Origin of the sequence: Enterococcus sp. LJL51, from assembly GCF_049894025.1 — a bacterium.
Lineage (GTDB): Bacteria > Bacillota > Bacilli > Lactobacillales > Enterococcaceae > Enterococcus_L.
The window spans coordinates 67,541-88,844 of the sequence record NZ_JBNEQE010000011.1; the positions used below are offsets into that span (position 1 = coordinate 67,541).

Consider the following 21,304-nt stretch of genomic DNA (forward strand, 5'->3'; position numbering starts at 1 on the left):
ACCATGAAGAAGAAGGAGAGAACACAATTATGAACAATGCTGACCCCGAGAGTCAGTCGCTTATCGCACAAATTTTATTGCTTGTCGTACTAACATTAATCAATGCATTTCTAGCGGCGGCTGAAATTGCAGCGGTTTCTGTAAATAAGAACCGCTTGGAACAAAAATCAGAAGAAGGAGATACAAAGGCTAAGAAGCTGTTGAAAATTTTGGAAGATCCCAATAATTTTCTTTCAACAATTCAGGTAGGGATTACACTGGTAAACATTTTATCAGGGGCCTCTCTAGCAGATAACTTAGCAACCAAACTAGCACCAATTCTAGGTGGTGGTGCCTTTGCTAAAAATCTGGCGAGCATCATTGTTTTAGCTTTACTGACCTATGTATCGATTGTATTTGGTGAATTGTATCCGAAACGAATTGCCATGAATAAGTCGGAAGAAGTAGCGAAGTTTACTTCTGGACCCGTTCGTTTTCTGGGAATGATTGCCCGGCCATTTGTTTGGCTGCTTTCTGCTTCTACAGATTTAATTTCACGACTGACACCAATGAAATTTGATGATGGAGATTCTAAAATGACAAGGGACGAGATGCGCTATATGCTTGAAACAGAGGGCGTCTTGGAAAATGATGAGTTGGAAATGCTGCAGGGAGTTTTCTCATTGGATACAAAAGTAGCCCGTGAAGTAATGGTTCCCCGAACAGATGCGTTTATGATTAACATTGAAGACAGCGTAACTGACAACATCAACCTTATTCTTTCAGAGAATTACTCCAGAATACCTGTTTATAATGATGATAAAGATAAAATTGTTGGTGTCCTTCACACAAAGAATCTTTTAAAGGCTGCTCACAGCCAGGGGTTTGATCATCTTGATTTATTAGATATTGTGCAGGAGCCATTATTTGTCCCGGAAACTATTTTTATTGATGATCTACTGTATGAATTGAAGCGAACACAAAATCAAATGGCTATCTTATTGGATGAGTATGGTGGCGTTGTGGGTCTAGCAACATTGGAAGATTTGCTGGAAGAAATTGTTGGAGAAATCGATGATGAATCCGATGAGATTGAAAATCTCTATTCTAAAGTCAACGACCACGAATATCTGGTTCAGGGACGGATGCTGATTGATGAGTTTAATGAAGCCTTTGATACAGATCTTCACATGAGTGATGTAGACACGATGGCTGGTTATCTGATTACTGCTCTTGGAACAATTCCTGATGAAGGCGAGAAGCTTTCTTTTGACATTGGAAATATCACGCTTATTTCTGAAGAAATGGAAGGTGCAAGAATATTGATTCTGCGGGTGATTTTCCATGATGAAGAAGTGGTAGATGAAGAACCGGAAGAAGGGCGCCGTCTTTTCCGAAAAGATGTAGAAGACGATGAGCCAAGAAGATAAATAGGCATAAAAAGAGAGAGCCAGCAATTGTGGCTCTCTTTTCTTATGTAGTCAACGAGCATAGAAATAAAATGTTGCAAGACATGTGTGAAATAAACTGTTGCGCCAATAGATGTCACCGATTAAGGACTATAGCTTCTTCAACAAAAAAGATTACTTTGTTCATTCATTTTTTGTTTGCTGGACTTCTTTTAATGTTTGATACAGCTCAGTAAATTGCTTTTGATTATCAAGAGAGTATCTAAAAACAAAAGCTGGCAGTGAACAGTTTGGCGGCAAAAGATAAGAAGATGTGGCGATAATTAAATCAAAATCCGTACAATTATCGTTCAATGCATCTAGTTCAACAAATACCAGTTCATCAAGAAAATTAATCAGCTGCTGTGTTAGTAAATAATTGGACTCAGCAATCAAACCAATTTTTATAACTTTATTTTTCGTCATTGTTTCCCATGACGGGAATAAGAGCAGTGCAAGAGTGATTGATAAGGGTTTGACTTGCTCATTAAGCCAGCTAAAATGTTTTCTTTTGGCTATTTTTCTGAAAAAAGCTTTAAATGATTTATGCAGATCAAGAAAATATTTATTCTGCAGCAGACTGGAGCTCTTATTTAGTGTGAGAATTCCCGGCATTGATTTTTTTAAGACAGCAATTGGGAAGATGATATTTGCCACATTACCATAAAGAATTTTATGTTTTTTTTGAGTGAATCCGTAAACATCGGATAAATAGTCCCAGAACTCATTCAGCAATGTAGCAGCCTGATTATTTTCCCGCTTAAGATAATTTTCCAGAAACCTAAAACGTATATCCTCCTCATCATAATAATTTGGTGTGATTACAAGTAATAGTGCTGAAAACTGTGATTCTGCTTCAAGGACTTTTGCATCTGTAACAATTGGTTCTAGAAAGTCCTTTCCTAGTTCGACATCTGTGGGAACGTAAGAAGAGATTTTTGTTTTTTCCGTTAGGAAATAGCCATTAGTAATCCGCAAATAAATGATGTCCAGCATTAATTTAATTTGGATAGTGCCGGAATAGCTGTGGTGTTTTGGAAAGCATGAGCTTATATTATTTCGAATTTTTTCATAATCCAAGCGGATATCGGTATTCGGCAGATTCATACTTTGAGAGGTAAACCAAATTAGCGCATACAAAACAATGCGAATCAGCCGCTCTTCTCCAGTCAGCTTTAACTGAGAAATGTTTAGTTTAATATTGAACTGCTTAAAGTAGTCATTAAGCGGTTTCGCCTTTCTGATGACTGAGGCTTTACTCAAAAAATTTTTCCTGCAGAAATCATCCAAATTGTCTTTAGGATAGTAGACAACGGATAGAATGAGTAAATATGGAATACTTTGTGTTATTAAATACTGGTAATACTGATCGTAAGAAACTGAACGATCATAGTGAATCCCCTGATCAGTGATAAACTCGGCAGAGGTCTGTGTAAGATCATCAAGATCTTGTTGAATTAGTTCTAGAAGATACGAGACCCGGCTATAAGAATAATCCAGATTGCTTTCAAGGAAATTAATACTGTAATAATCATCCGGCAGCTTTGCCAGAAGATTAAACAAGGTCAGCTTCCTTTTCGTTATATCTTCCAGAATTAGCTCTTCAAACATGAAAAGTCCCTCCTTGTATTGTGTTATTCCAAAAATAATTCTGACAATTCGATTGGCTTTGTGTTGTCAAATAACTACTCCCCATACAAGTAACATGTCTAAAACAACTATGTGATATAACGATTATATATTATTTTGAAAGAAATTGCTTCACAAAATAAGTTTTTTATAATTTTGAAATTATGCCCTGTTCCATGATATACTACACTAGTTGAAATTTATTTATAGGAGAAACGCGATGTAAATCATAATTATTACTGCTGAAAAACAGAAAACATAGACAATTTTTGAAGAAGAATGGAGTTAAAATGTATATGAACAATCCAAATTTAGAAGAGCAGGTGGATAGCCGCCGTACGTTTGCGATTATTTCCCATCCGGATGCCGGAAAAACGACAATTACAGAGCAGCTGCTGCTCTTTGGCGGAGCGATTCGTCAAGCAGGAACAGTTAAAGGAAAGAAAACTGGGAATTTTGCGAAATCAGACTGGATGGAAATTGAAAAGCAGCGGGGAATTTCTGTAACAAGCTCTGTTATGCAGTTTGATTATGATGGAAAAAGAGTAAATATTTTGGATACACCTGGCCATGAGGACTTCTCTGAAGATACTTACCGGACATTGATGGCAGTGGATAGTGCAGTGATGGTTATTGATAGTGCGAAAGGGATTGAGGCACAGACCAAGAAGCTGTTTCAGGTTGTAAAAAAAAGAGGAATTCCGATTTTTACATTTATTAATAAGCTGGATAGAGATGGACGTGAACCTCTTGATTTGCTGGAAGAGCTTGAAGAAGTTTTGGAGATTGAATCTTACCCGATGAACTGGCCGATTGGCATGGGTAAAGGTCTAGAAGGACTGTATGATATCTATAATGAACGGGTAGAGCTGTACCGTTCAGAAGCACATGGGCAAGACAAATTTATCCCGCTAAAAGACGGTGAAATTCCTGATAATCACCCATTGAATGAAAATAATCTATATCATCAGGCATTAGAAGATGTGGAACTGCTTTTGGAAGCAGGGGATGCATTTGATGAAGGAAAAATCGCTCAGGGAAATCAAACGCCGGTTTTCTTTGGATCAGCCTTAACAAATTTTGGTGTTCAGACTTTCCTGGAAACATTTTTGCAGTTTGCGCCTGCACCCTATGCACATCGAACAGAGGATGGGGAAGAAGTCAGTCCTTATGAAGAAGAATTCTCTGGTTTTGTTTTTAAAATTCAGGCGAATATGAATCCGGCCCATCGGGATCGGATTGCTTTTGTACGTATTTGCTCAGGTACGTTTGAACGGGGAATGGATGTTACTCTTGAAAGAACCAGTAAAAAAATTAAGCTTAGCAATGTGACTCAGTTTATGGCAGATGCCAGAGAAAACGTTGAAGAAGCGGTTGCTGGAGACATCATTGGGGTCTATGACACTGGGAATTACCAGATTGGAGACAGTCTTTACGAAGGTAAGCTAAAGGTTAAGTACGAAGAACTGCCGTCATTTACGCCAGAGCTGTTTATGAAGGTTACAGCAAAAAATGTCATGAAGCAAAAATCATTTCATAAAGGCATGTATCAGCTTGTTCAAGAAGGAGCTATTCAGTTATACAAGACATATCTGACAGAAGAATATATCATCGGGGCAGTCGGACAACTGCAGTTTGAGGTTTTCCAGCATCGAATGATGAATGAATACAATTCTGAGGTGATAATGACACCAATGGGATCGAAAATCGCCCGGTGGATTAAACCAGAAGATTTGGATGAACGCATGAGCTCAAGTCGGAATATTCTGGCCAAGGACCGTTTTGATCAGCCGCTGTTCTTATTTGAAAATCAGTTTGCTATGCGTTGGTTTGCGGACAAATATCCAGAGGTCGAGTTAAGTAGTCTATTATAAGCAAAAACATCCGGCAGCTGTTGAGCTGCTGGATGCTTTTTTGTTTTAGTTCATTTCAGGAGCTTCTGATTAAAGCACCGGCTAAAGGAATTGAAATTTCTGTGATGCCCTTCAGTTCAATAACTTCTATCTTATCATTTTGAACCAATTCTTTCGGCAAGCGTTTCAAAAAGAATTTCAAGATTTCGTTGGCCTCGGCTTTTCTAATTGCCCGCTTTTGGTTCAAAATTAGAATCTCTACATGGCTTTCTGCTTCAGAGTAGACTACTGTAGTATTCCCTGCGGAATATACTTTGACAAATTGAGCGTCTGTATTTTCCAGCTGCTTATTTACCAAGTTTCTGTGACTGTTGGTAACATTAACTAATTTCATACATCTCACCTCTATTTCTTTCCTATTTTTCTTCGAAATATGTAAACTATAACGCACGTTAATTATAAATGGCTTTTTTTCAAATAAAAAGAATTATGCTTAAATTTTACCATAAAACTTGGGTCAGGTATAAAAAATTGGTTTATTTTTTTGTTTTTTTATCCATTTCCTTTAATTTGTAAAAAAACCCCAATCAGTCTTGTTTATGGACAGGTTGGGGCTTAGTATATTCTTTTCTAATAAACGGAGCTGTTATTCTTTATTTACTCAGTTTTTGTATCGACAGCATCATCTGCTTTAAGTTCTTCAGCAGCAGACTTTTGTGTTGTCACAATAATCTTGTCTTCATCTGTTAATTCAGCTGCTAGAGCTGTATCTTCGGGATGGTCCAAATAGTACTCTGCGATACCATCTTCTATTTGTTCCTGAATGGTCCGTCTTAATGGTCTAGCACCCATTGCAGGATCATAGCCAAGGTCAACGAGTTTTTCCTTCACCTCGATTGGCACCTCAATATGAAGCTTTTGCGGAGCCAATAGCTGGTTCACTTCGTTCAGCATTAATGTGACAATTTTCAACAGGTCTTCTTTGCTCAATGCACTGAATTCTACAATGCCGTCAAATCTGTTTAAAAATTCTGGTGTAAAGAAATTATTCAGCTGACCAAGAATAGAGCGGGTTACGCCTTCACGGGCAGCACCAAAACCGACATTAGCTTCAATTTTTCCGCTTCCGGCATTACTAGTCATAATGATGATAGTATCCTTGAAACTGACTGTTCGTCCCTGAGCATCTGTCAAACGGCCATCATCCAAAATCTGTAAGAACATATGCAGAACATCCGGATGGGCTTTTTCAATTTCATCCAATAGAATCAGACTGTAAGGATTCCGACGGACTTTTTCAGTCAGCTGACCGGCTTCATCATAGCCGACATAACCTGGAGGAGAACCAATCAGTTTTGATACACTGTGTTTCTCCATGTATTCACTCATGTCAAAGCGGACCATCGTATCTTCTGAACCGAATAATTCAAAGGCTAACTGTTTAGCCAGCTCAGTTTTACCCACACCAGTTGGTCCAACAAAAAGGAAGGAGCCAATTGGACGGTTCTTTTTGCCTAAGCCTACCCGATTTCTACGAATCGCTTTCGCTACTTTATCAACAGCCGCATCTTGCCCGATTACATTTGCTTTCAAATCATCAGACAGATTTTTCAGCTGTGTTTGCTCTTTTTCTTTCAGCTCGCCGACTGGAATTCCTGTCCGCTGCTCAACAATCGCTTCAATAACTTTTTCTGTGATAACCGGCATTTCATCATCGCTGACTTGTTTTTCCTTCATAACCTGCAGCTTGTTAATCTGATCACGGTAGTAAGCAGCTTTTTCAAAATCTTCTTCGGCAGAGGCTTGTTGTTTTTGCTGTTCTGCTTCCGCTAATTTCCGCTCAATGGTTTTTGGATCAGCAATCTGAATTGTTAGGTTCATTTTTGAACCAGACTCATCAAGCAAGTCAATTGCTTTATCAGGTAGAAAACGATCTTGAATGTAACGGTTGGAAAGATAAGCAGCAGCCTTAATCGCTTCATCAGTGTATTTCACATGATGATAATCTTCATAGCGCTTTTGAAGTCCTTGCAAAATTGCAATAGTTTCCTCTACTGAAGGCTCGTCTACACGAACTGGCTGCATTCTACGTTCTAATGCGGCATCTTTTTCAATAATCCGATATTCGGTTAATGTAGTAGCTCCGACCATCTGCAGCTCACCTCTAGCAAGTGCCGGCTTCAGGATATTTCCTGCATCCATATTTCCATCACCAGCTGCTCCGGCACCAACTAATTCATGAACTTCATCAATAAACAGGATAACATTTTCCGCTTGTTTGATTTCCTCAATCAATTTTTGCATTCTTTCTTCAAACTGACCTCTGATACCTGTTCCTTGAACAAGAGAAGCAACATCTAAGCGAATCACTTCTTTTTCAAGCAGCTTTTGAGGAACATCGCCATCGATTATTTTTTGGGCTAGTCCTTCTACAACTGCAGTTTTACCAACACCAGGCTCACCAATCAAAACAGGGTTATTTTTGGTTCTTCTGTTTAGGATTTCAATTACACGTTTGATTTCGTCATCACGTCCGACTACGGGGTCGATGTCGCCTTTTCTGGCAGCTTCAGTTATATTGATGCCATACTCGCCTAGTAAGCCGGAAGCTTGTCCTCCTCCTCGCGGCGGTTGTCCGTTAAAGCCGTTGCCATCGCCAAATTGTGTTGGCGGCGTCTGCTGACCTAAGCGGTCTCCCTGCTGCATTTGCTGAGAAAGAGAGCGGTATAAATCATCTAAGCTTCCAAAGCCAAACGGGTCCTGAGACATCGTAGGGGAAGTATTATTTGCTTGTGCTTTTAATTTTTGATAGCAGCTTTGGCAATAGTCCAGCTGTTTCCTTTGACCATTGACATTTGCATATAAGTGAATCGTAGCTTCATTTTGCTTACAGTTTTGACAAATCATCTACTAAAACACGTCCTTTCACTTTTAAAAGAAATCAGTCAAATAAAAGGTCAAAAAAACAACTGACCTTTATTGACCTTTGAGATTATTATAGCATGTTTTATTGAAGAATCAAGTATTTCAACTCGTTATGTATAAGTAATAAACCTTGCTAGAATCTCAAGTTTAGACAAATCAGCGGCTTTCATTTAAAATAATAGAGATTTCAAAAAGGGAGGTGGAAATTTCCTATGTTCGAAAACCCGTTTGAGGAACGAATTCAGCAGCTGAAAGAGGGGGAAATCAGCGAAATAGTCGTTGAGAGAAACGATTTCAATCTATTCAGAGAGGCCTGGAAAGTTCTTCCTGATCGGACTAAAATTATCGGGGAAGCTGGGCTGAACGGAGAAATTATTTACCGATTCGTTAAATAGTTTGAAAAGGTTTACGTGATTCCTTAAAAAATCGTTGAAAACAGTTGTAACAATATCAAAAAAATGGTAATCTTAAAAATTGAAAGGGTTGTTCCAAAGGCGCTTTTGTGTTGTTAAGAAAACCCTAACATAAAAAAATATTTTACTTACGAAGGAGACCGATTCATATGGAAAAGAAAGACTTTCACGTTGTAGCAGAAACAGGGATTCACGCACGTCCAGCTACATTACTAGTACAAACTGCAAGCAAATTTAACTCTGATATTAACTTAGAGTACAAAGGTAAATCAGTTAACCTTAAGTCAATCATGGGAGTTATGTCTCTTGGTGTAGGCCAAGGCTCTGACGTAACTATCACTGTAGACGGTGTTGACGAAGCGGACGCAATTGCTGCAATCGTTGAAACAATGAAAAAAGAAGGATTGTCTGAATAATGTCTGAGATGCTTAAGGGAATTGCCGCAAGTGATGGTGTTGCAATTGCTAAAGCCTATCTTCTTGTACAACCAGACCTTTCTTTCAGCAAAACTTCTGTAGAAGATACTGCAGCTGAAGAAGCTCGTTTAGATGATGCATTAGCAAAATCTACAGTAGAACTTCAGGCTATCAGAGAAAAGGCAGCACAAAGTCTTGGTGAAGAAGAAGCACAGGTTTTTGATGCACACTTAATGGTTTTGGCTGATCCGGAAATGATCGGACAGATCAAACAAAATATTCAAGATAACAAAGTAAATGCTGAAGCCGGTTTGAAAGAAGTTACTGATATGTATATCGGTATGTTCGAAGCAATGGACGATAATGCGTACATGCAGGAACGTGCTGCTGATATCCGCGACGTAGCAAAACGTGTTTTAGCACATTTACTAGGGGTAACTTTACCAAACCCTTCAATGATCAACGAAGAAGTAATCGTCGTTGCTCATGACTTAACTCCAAGTGATACAGCTCAGTTGGATAGAACGTATGTAAAAGCCTTTGTTACCGACATTGGCGGACGTACATCGCATTCAGCGATTATGGCTCGTTCACTGGAAATCCCTGCAATCGTGGGAACAATGGAAATCACTGCTAAAGTTAAAGCCGGCGACATTTTAGCTGTTAACGGTATTGATGGAGATGTGATTTTAGATCCTACAGATGCAGAAAAGGCTGACTTTGAAGCTAAAGGGAAAGCATACGCTGACCTGAAAGCCGAGTGGGAAAAGCTGAAAAATGCAAAAACAGAAACTGCTGACGGCAAACATTTTGAGTTAGCTGCCAACATTGGTACACCAAAAGATTTAGAAGGTGTTCATAATAATGGCGGTGAAGCGATTGGTTTATACCGTACAGAATTCTTGTATATGGATTCACCTGATTTCCCAACAGAGGAGGATCAGTACGAAGCATATAAAGCTGTTCTTGAAGGCATGGATGGCAAGCCAGTTGTTGTTCGTACGATGGATATCGGCGGAGACAAAGAGCTTCCTTACCTGCAGCTGCCTCATGAAATGAATCCATTCTTAGGTTACCGTGCATTGCGTATCAGCTTATCTGAACAAGGAGACGATATGTTCCGTACACAAATGCGTGCGTTGCTTCGTGCTTCAGTTCATGGTAATCTGCGAATCATGTTCCCAATGGTTGCTACTCTGAAAGAATTCAGAGCAGCGAAAAAAATCTTTGATGAAGAAAAACAAAAATTAGTAAGTGAAGGAAGCACAGTTTCTGATACGATTCAAGTTGGTATCATGATTGAGATTCCTGCAGCAGCAGTGATTGCTGACAAATTTGCTAAAGAAGTTGACTTCTTCAGTGTTGGAACAAATGATTTGATTCAGTATACAATGGCTGCTGACCGTATGAATGAACGAGTTTCTTACTTGTACCAACCATATAACCCATCAATTCTACGTTTGATTAAAAACGTTATTGATGCAGCACACGCTGAAGGAAAATGGGCTGGTATGTGTGGAGAGATGGCAGGAGATCAAACAGCTGTACCTCTATTAGTTGGTATGGGACTGGATGAATTCTCTATGAGCGCAACATCAATCCTGAAAACTCGCAGTTTGATGAAACGTTTGGATACTACTAAGATGGCTGAACTAGCGGATCGTGCTCTTAACGAGTGTGATACTATGGAAGAAGTCGTTGAATTGGTTGAAGAATACACAAAATAAGTCATATTTAAATCATTACCTAGACAGATTCACTCTGACTAGGTAATGATTTTTTGTATTCAATTAGAGCGATTTTTAAGATTCAACACAATAAAATTTTATTAAAATGATTTATTCTTAACAAATAACTAATCTTCTTGCTGTATAGTGAAAGCCAGTAAAATTTTTAGGAGGACTACTATGAAACGTAAACAAAAAATCAGTGCAATCGCTTTGGCGATGCTTTTATTATCTGTCGGTTTATATAACGGAAAAACGGCTTTAGCAACAGAAGAAAGTACTGGAGCAGCAACAGAGAGCTCAAGTACGACTGAGACCTCCAGCAGCTCTGAAGAAGCGCTGCAGATTAATGCTGTTGCATTGGGAAATGCTCTGACAAAGGAACAGCAGGACTACACACTGGAGAAGCTTGGTATAAAAGGAGAAACCCCAATCTATACAACTAATGGTCAGGATTTGATGAGCTTTATTCCCGATGGGGGATTCAATGCGGAATGGGCTGTTTATAGTTCTGTGCGTATGGAGACGGAGCAGAAGGGCTCGGGGATTACTGTGGATATTGCCACACCTGAGAATATCACTAGAATTACTGCTGCACAGTATCAAAATGCCGCTTTAACAGCAGGAATTTCTGATGCGAAACTGACAGTTGCTTCGGCCGTGCCAATCGACGGTTCCGGCGCGTTAGCCGGCGTCTATAAGATTGTTGAAGAATCAGGCGGAATAATCAACAGAGACCGTGTAGAGGTCGCTCAGGACGAAATGGACGTACTCTCTAAAATCACTGAAGAAAATAAAGAAAAGGACGGCTATACAGATGAAGCGTTAAATGCTGCACAGGAACAAGCCAAAACGGAATTGGCAGCTAAAACAGCCGATGGTCAGACGTTAACTCAAAAAGATATCCAGGAAGCTGTAGAAAAGGCTTTGAAGAGTCAAGGAATAGAAGATGTGATGACCTCAGATCAGGTAACTGAGTTGACTACCTTAATGAGCGACATGAAAGACAAGAATATTTTTGAGGATTTCGTAGGAGAACTGGACTTAACCAAAGCTAAGGAACAGCTCCAAGAGAAATCAAAAGGTGTGTGGGAGCATATTAAGAGCTTCTTTACTGGGATTTGGAACGCTATTACTGGCGGGGAATAGCAAGCCTAATTAAGCTCAATGAAGTGAAGAACAAAGTAGATATATGGCTGCAGAGGTTGTTACAAAAGTGTTCAGCTCCGAGAAAGCTGCTTTTGGAATACCGTTTATTCGGTTTTAGGGATGTCAAAAGTCTGGGATTTTGTTTATGTCCCGGACTCTTTTTTTCGGATAAAACGGCAGCTGGATAATTGGTTTTAATACGGAATAATTGCTGACAAAATCAAAATATGCTTCAATAGGATGAAAAGCATCGGAGGAGTAGCAATGACATTGAATTATCAAGATATTGAAAATGCTGTGAATCAAGAGGAAAATGCAGGAGGTTTTGCTTTGTTGATTCAGCGCTTTAAGAATCTAGGGGTCAAGCGATATGATTACTTTGTAGAAGAAGGAGTCTACCGCTACTATGATGAAAATTCAACTATTGATTTGCGAATGAACGGTGTTGCTAAAACTGTTGCAGAACAGCCTTCAGCTTCAGGCATAAAGGCAGCTGTGACAAAGGCTCAGGCAGGTATGATTGATTTTGAGGGCTTCTGTCAGCTCGCCGGAAAAGCGGGGATTAGTTATTGGATAACTGATTTAGAGCAGATGGTAGTTTCTTATCGGGATGTTAAAAAAAATGAGATACTAGCTGAGCCGATTCCGCTGATTACTGAACAATAATTGAAGAATTGTCTTGAATCATAAAAAAACAGAAATTCTTCTGATGGATATCATCTAAAATATTTACATTTATCCAGTGATAGTGTACTATTTAAAGGTATGCATAAAGCAAATATGATGTATAAATAATGTTATTCGGAGGGAATTTAATGTCTGCGAAATGGGAAAAAAAGGGCACGAATGATGGTGTGTTAACTTTTTCAATCGATAGCCAAACAATCGAAAAAGGCTTAGTACAAGCTTTTAACAAAGTAAAGAAAAACCTGAATGTTCCAGGTTTCCGTAAAGGGAAAGTATCTCGTCAAGTATTTAACCGTATGTATGGTGAAGAAGCATTGTACGAAGATGCATTGAATGCTGTTTTACCAGAGTCATATGAAGCAGCGGTAAAAGAAGCAGCTATCGAACCAGTTTCTCAACCTAAAATTGACGTTGAAAGCATGAATAAAGGTGAAGACTGGGTTATCACTGCAGAAGTAACTGTAAAACCAGAAGTAAAACTTGGTGAATACAAAAATCTGACAGTTGAAAAACAAGACCGTGAAGTAACAGAGGAAGATGTTGATGCACGTTTGAAGCGTGAACAGGAATCTTTAGCTGAACTGGTTATTAAAGAAGATGAAGCAGCTGTAGACGGCGATACTGTAGTTATTGACTTTGAAGGCTTCAAAGATGGTGAAGCATTTGAAGGCGGAAAAGGTGAAAATTACGCTCTTGAGTTGGGTTCAAACTCATTTATTCCTGGCTTTGAAGCACAGCTGGTAGGTAAAAAAGCCGGTGAAGAAACAGAAGTAAAGGTTACTTTCCCAGAAGATTACCAAGCTGAAGATTTAGCTGGTCAAGATGCTGTATTCAATGTTAAAATCCATGAAGTGAAAGCAAAAGAATTACCTGAACTGGATGATGATTTTGCAAAAGATGTAGATGATTCAATTGAAACATTAGCTGAGTTGAAAGAAAAATACCGTACAGAGCTGACTGATGCTAAAGTAGCAGCTGCTGAAGAAGCGAAAGATGAAGCAGCTATTCGTTTAGCCGTTGAAAATGCTGAAATCGTTGATTTACCACATGTGATGGTGCACGATGAAGTTCACCGTTCGATGGATGAATTCCTAAACAACATGCAGCGTCAAGGAATCGCTCCTGATATGTACTACCAGTTAACTGGTACAACTGAAGCAGACCTGCATAAGCAGTTTGAAGGGGAAGCGGAAACTCGTACAAAAACCAATCTTGTGATTGAAGCAATTGCAGATGCAGAAGCTATTGAAGTATCTGAAGCAGATATTGAAGCTGAAATCAAAGATTTGGCTGAACAATACAATATGCCGGAAGATCAAGTTCGCCGTGTGCTGACTGAAGATATGCTGAAACATGATATCCGCATGAAGAAGGCTGTTGAAGTAGTAACTGAAACAGCGACTGAAAAATAAACCAGGTATGCTGAATTGAAAATGAGGTCGGGCTTCGTCCGGTCTCATTTTTTGTTTCATTCATACAAGTCAGCATAAATAGCATAATCGATAACCGTATGCTATAGTTTAATTATGTAGTTTTGCTTGTACAAGTTGTTTCGGCACATTTAATTATTTGTTATAGTACTTTTTTGAAACAGATTGATAGACTAAACAAAACCAATGAGATAGTCACTGTCTGATAGAGATTGCTATCGATAATTTACTAACTAATGATGAAGGAGGGGATAGAATGAAAAAAACTGGAAAAATGTACATGATGGCTCAATTGAGAAGCAGCTCTTCTGAAGAATTAACAGAGCTGTTGAAAGACTGGCTAAGTTTTATAAGAATTCTGACAGATCCCCAATACTATCGGATAGACGATGATGATACACAGCCGTTTGATTTATTCGCAATCAAGGATCGATTTGAACAATTGACAGAAAAGGATAATCTCTGGCTGAAGCTCCACGCAGATGGTGGAGAATTTCAAATACATGTTTCCGGTTTATCTATCATGGAGCGAAATATTCTTGATGCTGAGGTATTCTCAAAGTATCAAGGAATGATAGAGAACTATTGTGACACTAGAATGGAAAAATGTGGTATTTACGGGTATGTACGCTCTTTGGATGAGTATCTTTACAATAATGTAGAACGTCCGGATAAACGTGATTTTGAGACTGCAGACGAGCTTAGGCAGCTGCCGAAAAGATACAACAATAACAAAGAAGTGGTTGTTGACTGCAATCAGCTAGCCGGCTATGATATATTTTTTAAAGGTCTTTGTCTGACTTCTTGTTGGAAAATGTATTACTCCAGCTTGTATTATCAGATTATTCCCAAACAAATTTTTCAGGAAGTACAACGTGTCCAGACGATTGAAGAATTGAAAAACGATGTAGTGAAAATCTCATTGTTTATCAATCCGTTCAAATGGGATGCAGAGGTCAATCAAGATTTTCAGCAATTCTATAGAGAACAGATTGGCGTGGATCAGCTGGTTTGGAATAACGGCGTAGGAATCCTGAAGGCACCGGTTATTGAATTTGCTTTTATTGACCAGGTTGTTCAGACTGTTCAATATCAGAACGATCAGCTCCAGCCTGTTGAAAAGAAGAAGGCTACTTTTTTTGTAACACGCAGCAGCGATTACCTGCGGAATCTTTATTCAGAAAATCGAACAAAGGGGATTTTAAATGTTCAGGCATACTTCCCTTGGATTGATCATCCTGGTAAGAAAATGATGAATTATCGTGTAGTTAATCCTGAATTGGCTCTAGATAGAGGCGTTTCAGCGTATGAATTCTACATAAGACAATATCTGGAAATCAAGGTAGTAGATGAGAAATATGAATCTTACTTAGCAGTTTTACGCTTTTACTTGCCGGATGATGCACTTAAAGAGCTTCCGTTGGATGAGCTTCAGCATAGATTGTTTGATGCGAATATCAGTAATATGAATCAGAAAGAAGAAGCTGTGTATTTTGATTTGAAAAAAGCAGAAAATCATCTGAGAGTAGCGTTTTTAAGCGCAGATCAGTTAGATCCGGATGAGTTAAGTCTTGTACACAGAGAAGAATAATTGCATGATTAGAGATAAAAGGCTAGGATAAAAGTGCTTTATTTTAAGAAATAGACCGTTTATTTGGATTTAGGCAGACTAAGGGTTTGGGAATTTGTTATTATCCCAAACTCTTATTTTTTTATTTATTTATATTATGAGTATTTTATTTGGGAGGTTTCCCAAGTTGGTTTCGTGATTTGGCTAAGGTCAATTTGAGTTTACTAAGCAGACTTTATATAATAAAAGTGAGCTTGTCTGAGAAAATTTTGTAAAGCAGCATTTTTATCGATTATTATGAATGAGGCTGGTTGCTAAAACTTGCAAATATGGCAAGAATGTTAAAAACTTGATAATTTAAAACAGGAAGAAGAGGATTTGATGACAAAGAACATTTTGATAGTAGACGATGATAAAGAACTTTGTCAGCTCTTGAAAAGGCAGCTACAGCTGGAAGGCTACCATGCAGTCGTTAGTTATGCTGGTCAAGAAGGTTTGACTGCGTTTCGTAAAGGTCGTTTTTCTCTAGTTTTACTGGACGTAATGCTGCCGGATAAAAGTGGTTTTGAACTGTTGACAGAGATTAGAAAAACCAGTACAGTTCCAGTTTTGATGCTTACAGCAAGGGATTCCGAGATAGATAAGGTATCTGGACTACGCATGGGGGCTGATGATTATTTAACGAAGCCTTTTCTGCTTAACGAGCTGATTGCCAGAGTTCAGTCGATGATTCGCAGGTATACAGTTTTCAGTCAGCCGGATGAAGGAGAACAGCTGCATTTTCCTGGTCTTATACTAGATTATTCTAAGCGGCAGGCCAAGCTGAATGATTCTCTGCTGCGGCTCACTGCAAAAGAGTTCGAGCTGCTCTATTTTCTCGCCTCTGAACAGGGACGGGTTTACACAAAAGAACAAATCTATACCTATGTGTGGAAGGGGACTTATGCTTACGACGACAGCAATATTATGTCGTTCATTAGTAAACTGAGGAAGAAAATTAGAAATGAACAGCTTCAGCTTGATTATATTGAAACGGTGCATGGTATTGGCTACAGATTTAACCCGGAGGTATAAGGATGATTTTATATACTATGTTGATTGGCTTGTGCGCAATTATCGTGCTTCAGTACCTGGCAGCTGGAAAAACGAAGAAACAGCTAGCGGCTATTTCTGAAACACTGGATGATGTGGCAGCTGGTAATCTTGACCGCAGATTATACGCTTGTGAAGGGGATATAACGAGTGAAGTCGTTTATAAAATCAACGAAGTTGTTATTCAAGCTAAGATACGGGCGGTAGAACTAGACAAAGCGGAAGCAGCTTATAAAAAGCTGGTTACAGGTCTATCTCATGATATTCGGACACCGTTGACTTCATTAATGGCTTATTTGGATGTTTTAAGCAGTGAACCTCTTTCACATGAACAGCAGCAGCTTTTTGAAACTGCTAAAAATAAGGCGATACATTTAAGCAAGTATGTAGAGACACTGTTTGAATGGTCCAAGTTGGAATCTGGCGAAGAGGTTTACACGTTTGAAAAGGAAAATTTGAGTGAATACACCAGACAGGTAGTAGCGGATTGGCTGGCAGATTTTGAGGCTGGAGGACTGCAGCTGCAGTTTGACATTCCTGAAGAGCCCATTTTCATATGGACAGACAAGACAGCATATCATCGGATTTTGAGCAATATTTTTTCCAACATCCTTCATCACAGCGAAGCAAGCTGCTTGTCTCTATCAATCGGCAATCGTTCCGATTCAGTTGTAATAAAAATATCAGATAATGGAGTAGGTATAGCGGCAGAAGAACTGCCGCATATTTTTCAAAGATTATATAAATGCGATAATGCCCGCTCCGTTCATAGTAACGGCTTGGGACTTTCAATTGCGCAGGAGCTTGTTTATAAATTAGCTGGGCAGCTTTCTGTCGAGAGTGAGCAGGGGACAGGGACGACCTTTAGTATCGTATTTTCAAAAAGTATGATTAAGTCATGATTTCAGCAAGGTTTTAACAAGGTGTGTTTGCTATGATTTGATTGAAGGGAGGAAAAACAATATGGAAAAACCTCTTGTACTATCAACAAGTCGTCTTACCAAAAAATATGGAGATCAGGTAGTTATAGGCGGTATTGACATGTCTGTGAAAAAAGGTAGAATTTATGGTCTCATAGGAAGGAACGGTGCAGGAAAAACAACAATAATGAAAATGATTCTAGGCTTGACGGCTGTTTCATCGGGGGATATCTGGTTGTTTAACCAGCCACTTAAACAGAATGAAGAAAAACTGTATCCAAGAGTTGGTTCAATCATTGAGACGCCTTGCTTTTACGCACATCTAACAGGCACAGAGAATCTGAAAATATTTGCCCGGCTTCGTGGAACGATTAGCAAATCTGCAGTAGAACAGGCATTGACAGTGGTGGGACTGCCTTTCGAGGACCAAAAACCCTTTTCAGCGTATTCTATGGGGATGAAGCAGCGGTTAGGAATTGCTAATGCTATACTGAATGACCCAGAGCTTTTGATTCTTGATGAACCGACCAATGGACTTGATCCAATTGGAATTGCTGAGATGCGCGTCTTTTTAAAAGACTTGAGCCGAGAACAGGGCAAAACTATTATTATCTCCAGTCATATTCTTTCAGAAATTACTTTGCTTGCGGACGATATAGGGATTGTTCATAACGGTGTTTTACTGGAAGAATGCTCAGTTGCTGAGTTAGAAGAACGGGCAGTAGAGTATATCTTGCTAAAGACAGAAGATATAAAGAGGACTGTTTATCAGTTGGAAAACGAGCTTGGCATCGAGAAATATACTGTTGAAGAATCTGGTTTTATCAAAATATATGATAAAAAAGTCTCTATTTCTTTTATTGGGAAAGCGTTGATTGATAATGGGATAGGTATCACCCATCTGGAGCAGAAAATCAGTAATTTAGAAGATCATTTTAAGCTGCTTACAGGAGGTGGTATTAGTGGATAATGTACTAGCTGCTGAACTGCGAAAGGTTAAGAAAAATAGAATGATAGGTATTGGGTTTCTGATTGTTTGTGCAGTTCCTGTACTGTTTATATTGAAAAGCCTGTTGATAGATGAAACCCTCTTTTCATATCAAGAATGGATGCAAGGCATTTCGATGTTCCTCTACATGATTTTTCCAGTGATAAGCGGACTCGTCATCACTCAGCTGATTCAAAAAGAATATGAAGAAAAGACAGTGATTAATAATTTGACTGCTCCAGTGAAGCGTAGTTATTTTATTGCAGCGAAGCTTATTGTTTGGGCTATCTGGTATCTTTTGACGCTGGCATCAACCGTTTTAATTACCATAATCGGCAGCTTTTTATTCTATGACTCAAGTATAGTTAGTCAAGGCATATCTTTAGTTTGGACAGGTCTTGTAAAAACTGGGACTTTTAGTTTTGTAGCTTTCATGCCGGTATTGTGGATAGCTGTCAAACAAAGAACACTTTTTTATCCAGCGATTCTGTTCACCTTACTGTTTACCGGACTTCAGGTAGCTGGATCACAAATATCTCTGGAGATGCTTCCATTAGGAAGTGTAGTTCCTTGGTCAGCTGTCAGTATCTTACAATTGATAGACGACGGAAGTATTTACTGGTATGTGTGTCTGGCTTCAATTGTGATATCAGGACTTTTAGGCTGTCTGCTGGCTATTTGGACATTTAAAAGGCAGGATTTATGAGTAGGGAGGATTTGGGATGAGAGAGGAAAATGCTGATAAGCAGACACCCCTCATAGAAAAGGATAGTTCTTTCCTTTTCGGAAAAAAAACGAAGATAGATGAAACTATGTTTTCTCTTTTCTAAAAAGAAAAGATCATCGCTGTTTTATCTCTACGCTACTTTTCTTTACTTAAAGCTGCGTTCTTCAAGGTTTTTCTTTAGTTTTTTCCTTTTAACGATACTTATTAAAATAGGGGCTGTGACATTAGTATGCCTCAGTCCCTTAAATCCGGATAAACGGTGTTTCAGAAGTAACTTCTTCGACAATAAGGCGGAAATTCGCAAAAATTTGTGGAACAATTTTCGGAATTTCCGCCTTATTGCTTGAAGCTGAACACTTCTGTCACAACCTCTATTTTAGACAGTTCATTCATTCACTAATTTTATCAAAATTTTGTAATTAAACCGCTGTTTTAGCTACAGGCTTTTTTATTAAACCGACGATTACTGCTGATACTGCTGCACCAATCGCAATAAAGAGTAAATACATCACGGGGTTGGATAATAATAATGCAACGAAGATTCCGCCGTGAGGAGCTAAGAGACGAATCCCCATTCCGCCAACTAAAGCACCAGTTAGTGCAGAGCCGGCAACAAAACCAGGGATGACACGCAGCGGGTCAGCAGCAGCAAAAGGAATCGCTCCTTCTGTAACAAAGGATAGACCCATAACTAGATTTGTCAAACCGGCATCTTTTTGATCTTGTGTAAACTTATTTTTAAATAGCAGAGTAGCAATAAAGATTGCCAATGGAGGAACCATGCCACCAGCCATTACAGCTGCCATGATGACACTGCCGCCTTCTGTCAGAGAAGCTGCAATAGAGGCTGTCCCAAAGACATAAGCTGCTTTATTAATTGGACCACCTAGGTCAATTGCCATCATGCCGGCCAACAAAGCTCCCAGTAAAGCAGCATTGGTTCCGTCAAGACTCAGTAGGAAACTATTTAGGCTGTCATTGATAAATTTCATTGGAATATTAAGTAATAGCATGGCACCACCAGTAATCAGCAAACCAAATACTGGGTAGAACAAAATTGCTTTAATCCCATCTAATGATTTTGGCAGATAGCTAAATAGTTTTTTCAGACCAATAATAATATAGCCGGCCAGGAAACCGCCGATTAAAGCGCCTAGAAACCCAGCACCGCCAGTATTTGCTAACGCTCCAGCAGCAAAGCCGACAATCAATCCGGGGCGATCTGCAATACTTGATGCGATAAAACCAGCCAAAACAGGAAGCATAAAACCAAAGGCAGCACTACCGATTTGATTGAACCAACTGGCTATTTCGTTATAATTTCCCAAACTAGAAAGCTGATCCTGAGGAACGCCAAAAAACTGGTCAATCATGAAGGATAGGGCAATAGCAATTCCGCCGCCGATAACAAATGGCAGCATATGAGAAACTCCATTCATCAAATCTTTGTAAATACGTGAACCGATAGAACCATCAGCTGCAGAGTCTTCAGAGGAAGAGTCTGATCCGTGGCCGTGAAAGACCGGAGCGCTGCCATTAAGAGCTGTTTCAATTAGTTCCTGCGGTTTCCGAATGCCATCGCTAACTGGACGATTGACTAGTTTTTTTCCATCAAACCGATTCATTTCTACTTTCTTATCAGCCGCAACAATCACACCTTCTGCACGTTTAATGTCTTCGGCGGTTAGTCGATGTTTGATTCCTTCAGAACCGTTTGTCTCTACCTTGATATCGACACCCATTTCCTTCGCCATTTTCTTTAAAGCGTCTTCTGCCATATAGGTGTGGGCAATTCCAGTAGGACAAGCCGTAACAGCAACGATAAATTTCCGATTGCTGTTCGTTGCTGCTTGTTCCTGTTCCAACTCCAGCTGTTCTTCTTTTGCTTTTTGCTGTTCAGCCTCCTGAAACAGGTTTTGAACTTCTTCAGGTGTCTGTGTTTCTTTTAGCTGAGCTACAAATTCAGGATTAACAAGCAATCTTGATAATGCAGCAAGAGCCTGCAGATGAGTATCGTTTGCCCCTTCCGGTGCAGCAATCATGAAGAACAGATAGGTCGGTTGTCCATCTAAAGCCTCGTAATCCACGCCGGCACTACTTTTTGCAAAAAGGACAGTAGCTTCTTTGACTGCTTTGTTTTTGGCATGGGGCATGGCAATGCCGTCTCCTAAGCCGGTAGAGGTTTGGGCTTCACGATCGAGTATACCTTGTTTGTAGGTTTCGATATCTGAAATACGACCGCCTGCATACATCTTTGCAACCATCTCATTAATAGCTCCCTGCTTATCCGTAGCTTGAAGGTCCATAATCATTACGTCTTTGACAAGTAAATCTTTGATATTCACATTAAT

At 39.3% G+C, this 21,304-nt stretch carries 17 protein-coding genes; 13 read left to right on the forward strand and 4 right to left on the reverse strand.

Going from position 1 to position 21,304, the window contains the following annotated elements; all coding sequences use genetic code 11:
* The first annotated feature begins 29 nt into the window (after window positions 1–29).
* Entirely contained in the window at window positions 30–1,409 is a 1,380-nt protein-coding gene (locus ACPWSO_RS11240) for a hemolysin family protein (RefSeq protein ID WP_426083361.1), read from the forward strand.
* Between the two features lie 162 nt (window positions 1,410–1,571).
* On the opposite strand, the gene ACPWSO_RS11245 is transcribed toward ACPWSO_RS11240, so the two are convergent.
* Window positions 1,572–3,038: a helix-turn-helix domain-containing protein gene (locus ACPWSO_RS11245; protein ID WP_426083363.1), complete on the reverse strand. Its 1,467-nt coding sequence runs from the start codon at window positions 3,036–3,038 to the stop codon at window positions 1,572–1,574.
* Window positions 3,039–3,352: 314 nt separating this feature from the next.
* Between ACPWSO_RS11245 and ACPWSO_RS11250 the strand changes: the two genes are divergently transcribed.
* Window positions 3,353–4,930: a peptide chain release factor 3 gene (locus tag ACPWSO_RS11250; protein ID WP_426083365.1), complete on the forward strand. Its 1,578-nt coding sequence runs from the start codon at window positions 3,353–3,355 to the stop codon at window positions 4,928–4,930.
* Between the two features lie 55 nt (window positions 4,931–4,985).
* On the opposite strand, the gene ACPWSO_RS11255 is transcribed toward ACPWSO_RS11250, so the two are convergent.
* Both ACPWSO_RS11255 and ACPWSO_RS11260 read right to left on the reverse strand, forming a co-directional pair.
* Window positions 4,986–5,303, reverse strand: a complete 318-nt coding sequence (locus ACPWSO_RS11255) for a DUF1827 family protein (RefSeq protein WP_426083367.1) — start codon at window positions 5,301–5,303, stop codon at window positions 4,986–4,988.
* A gap of 263 nt (window positions 5,304–5,566) precedes the next feature.
* On the reverse strand, window positions 5,567–7,816 hold the full coding sequence (locus ACPWSO_RS11260) for an AAA family ATPase (RefSeq protein ID WP_426083369.1): 2,250 nt from the start codon (window positions 7,814–7,816) through the stop codon (window positions 5,567–5,569).
* A 230-nt stretch (window positions 7,817–8,046) separates the two neighbouring features.
* Between ACPWSO_RS11260 and ACPWSO_RS11265 the strand changes: the two genes are divergently transcribed.
* The 11 genes from ACPWSO_RS11265 to ACPWSO_RS11315 all read left to right on the forward strand — a co-directional run bounded on the left by ACPWSO_RS11265 (window position 8,047) and on the right by ACPWSO_RS11315 (window position 18,932).
* Window positions 8,047–8,229 carry a hypothetical protein gene (locus ACPWSO_RS11265; protein ID WP_426083371.1) on the forward strand — a complete coding sequence of 61 codons (183 nt, stop codon included), beginning with the start codon at window positions 8,047–8,049 and terminating at the stop codon, window positions 8,227–8,229.
* Window positions 8,230–8,396: 167 nt separating this feature from the next.
* On the forward strand, window positions 8,397–8,663 hold the full coding sequence (locus ACPWSO_RS11270) for a phosphocarrier protein HPr (RefSeq protein ID WP_086349025.1): 267 nt from the start codon (window positions 8,397–8,399) through the stop codon (window positions 8,661–8,663).
* Window positions 8,663–10,390: a phosphoenolpyruvate--protein phosphotransferase gene (gene ptsP, locus ACPWSO_RS11275; RefSeq protein ID WP_426083373.1), complete on the forward strand. Its 1,728-nt coding sequence runs from the start codon at window positions 8,663–8,665 to the stop codon at window positions 10,388–10,390. The genes ACPWSO_RS11270 and ptsP overlap by 1 nt, the downstream gene beginning before the upstream one ends.
* A gap of 180 nt (window positions 10,391–10,570) precedes the next feature.
* Window positions 10,571–11,539, forward strand: coding sequence for a DUF1002 domain-containing protein (locus ACPWSO_RS11280; RefSeq protein WP_426083375.1), 969 nt, complete (start codon window positions 10,571–10,573; stop codon window positions 11,537–11,539).
* Between the two features lie 264 nt (window positions 11,540–11,803).
* Complete coding sequence (locus tag ACPWSO_RS11285) at window positions 11,804–12,205, forward strand: DUF1398 family protein (RefSeq protein WP_426083376.1); 402 nt, start codon at window positions 11,804–11,806, stop codon at window positions 12,203–12,205.
* 149 nt (window positions 12,206–12,354) lie between these two features.
* On the forward strand, window positions 12,355–13,638 hold the full coding sequence (tig, locus tag ACPWSO_RS11290; protein ID WP_426083378.1) for a trigger factor: 1,284 nt from the start codon (window positions 12,355–12,357) through the stop codon (window positions 13,636–13,638).
* A gap of 274 nt (window positions 13,639–13,912) precedes the next feature.
* On the forward strand, window positions 13,913–15,247 hold the full coding sequence (locus ACPWSO_RS11295; protein ID WP_426083380.1) for a hypothetical protein: 1,335 nt from the start codon (window positions 13,913–13,915) through the stop codon (window positions 15,245–15,247).
* Window positions 15,248–15,607: 360 nt separating this feature from the next.
* Complete coding sequence (locus ACPWSO_RS11300) at window positions 15,608–16,300, forward strand: response regulator transcription factor (RefSeq protein WP_426083382.1); 693 nt, start codon at window positions 15,608–15,610, stop codon at window positions 16,298–16,300.
* A 2-nt stretch (window positions 16,301–16,302) separates the two neighbouring features.
* A complete protein-coding gene (locus tag ACPWSO_RS11305; RefSeq protein WP_426083384.1) occupies window positions 16,303–17,220 on the forward strand; it encodes a sensor histidine kinase in 918 nt (305 codons plus the stop codon).
* A 61-nt stretch (window positions 17,221–17,281) separates the two neighbouring features.
* Window positions 17,282–18,208 carry an ATP-binding cassette domain-containing protein gene (locus tag ACPWSO_RS11310; protein WP_426083386.1) on the forward strand — a complete coding sequence of 309 codons (927 nt, stop codon included), beginning with the start codon at window positions 17,282–17,284 and terminating at the stop codon, window positions 18,206–18,208.
* Window positions 18,201–18,932 (forward strand): ABC transporter permease, encoded by a 732-nt coding sequence (locus ACPWSO_RS11315; protein WP_426083388.1) that lies wholly within the window; start codon window positions 18,201–18,203, stop codon window positions 18,930–18,932. The genes ACPWSO_RS11310 and ACPWSO_RS11315 overlap by 8 nt, the downstream gene beginning before the upstream one ends.
* A gap of 440 nt (window positions 18,933–19,372) precedes the next feature.
* Here ACPWSO_RS11315 and ACPWSO_RS11320 read toward each other — a convergent pair whose 3' ends face one another.
* A complete protein-coding gene (locus tag ACPWSO_RS11320) occupies window positions 19,373–21,298 on the reverse strand; it encodes a PTS fructose transporter subunit IIABC (RefSeq protein ID WP_426083390.1) in 1,926 nt (641 codons plus the stop codon).
* Window positions 21,299–21,304: the final 6 nt, after the last annotated feature.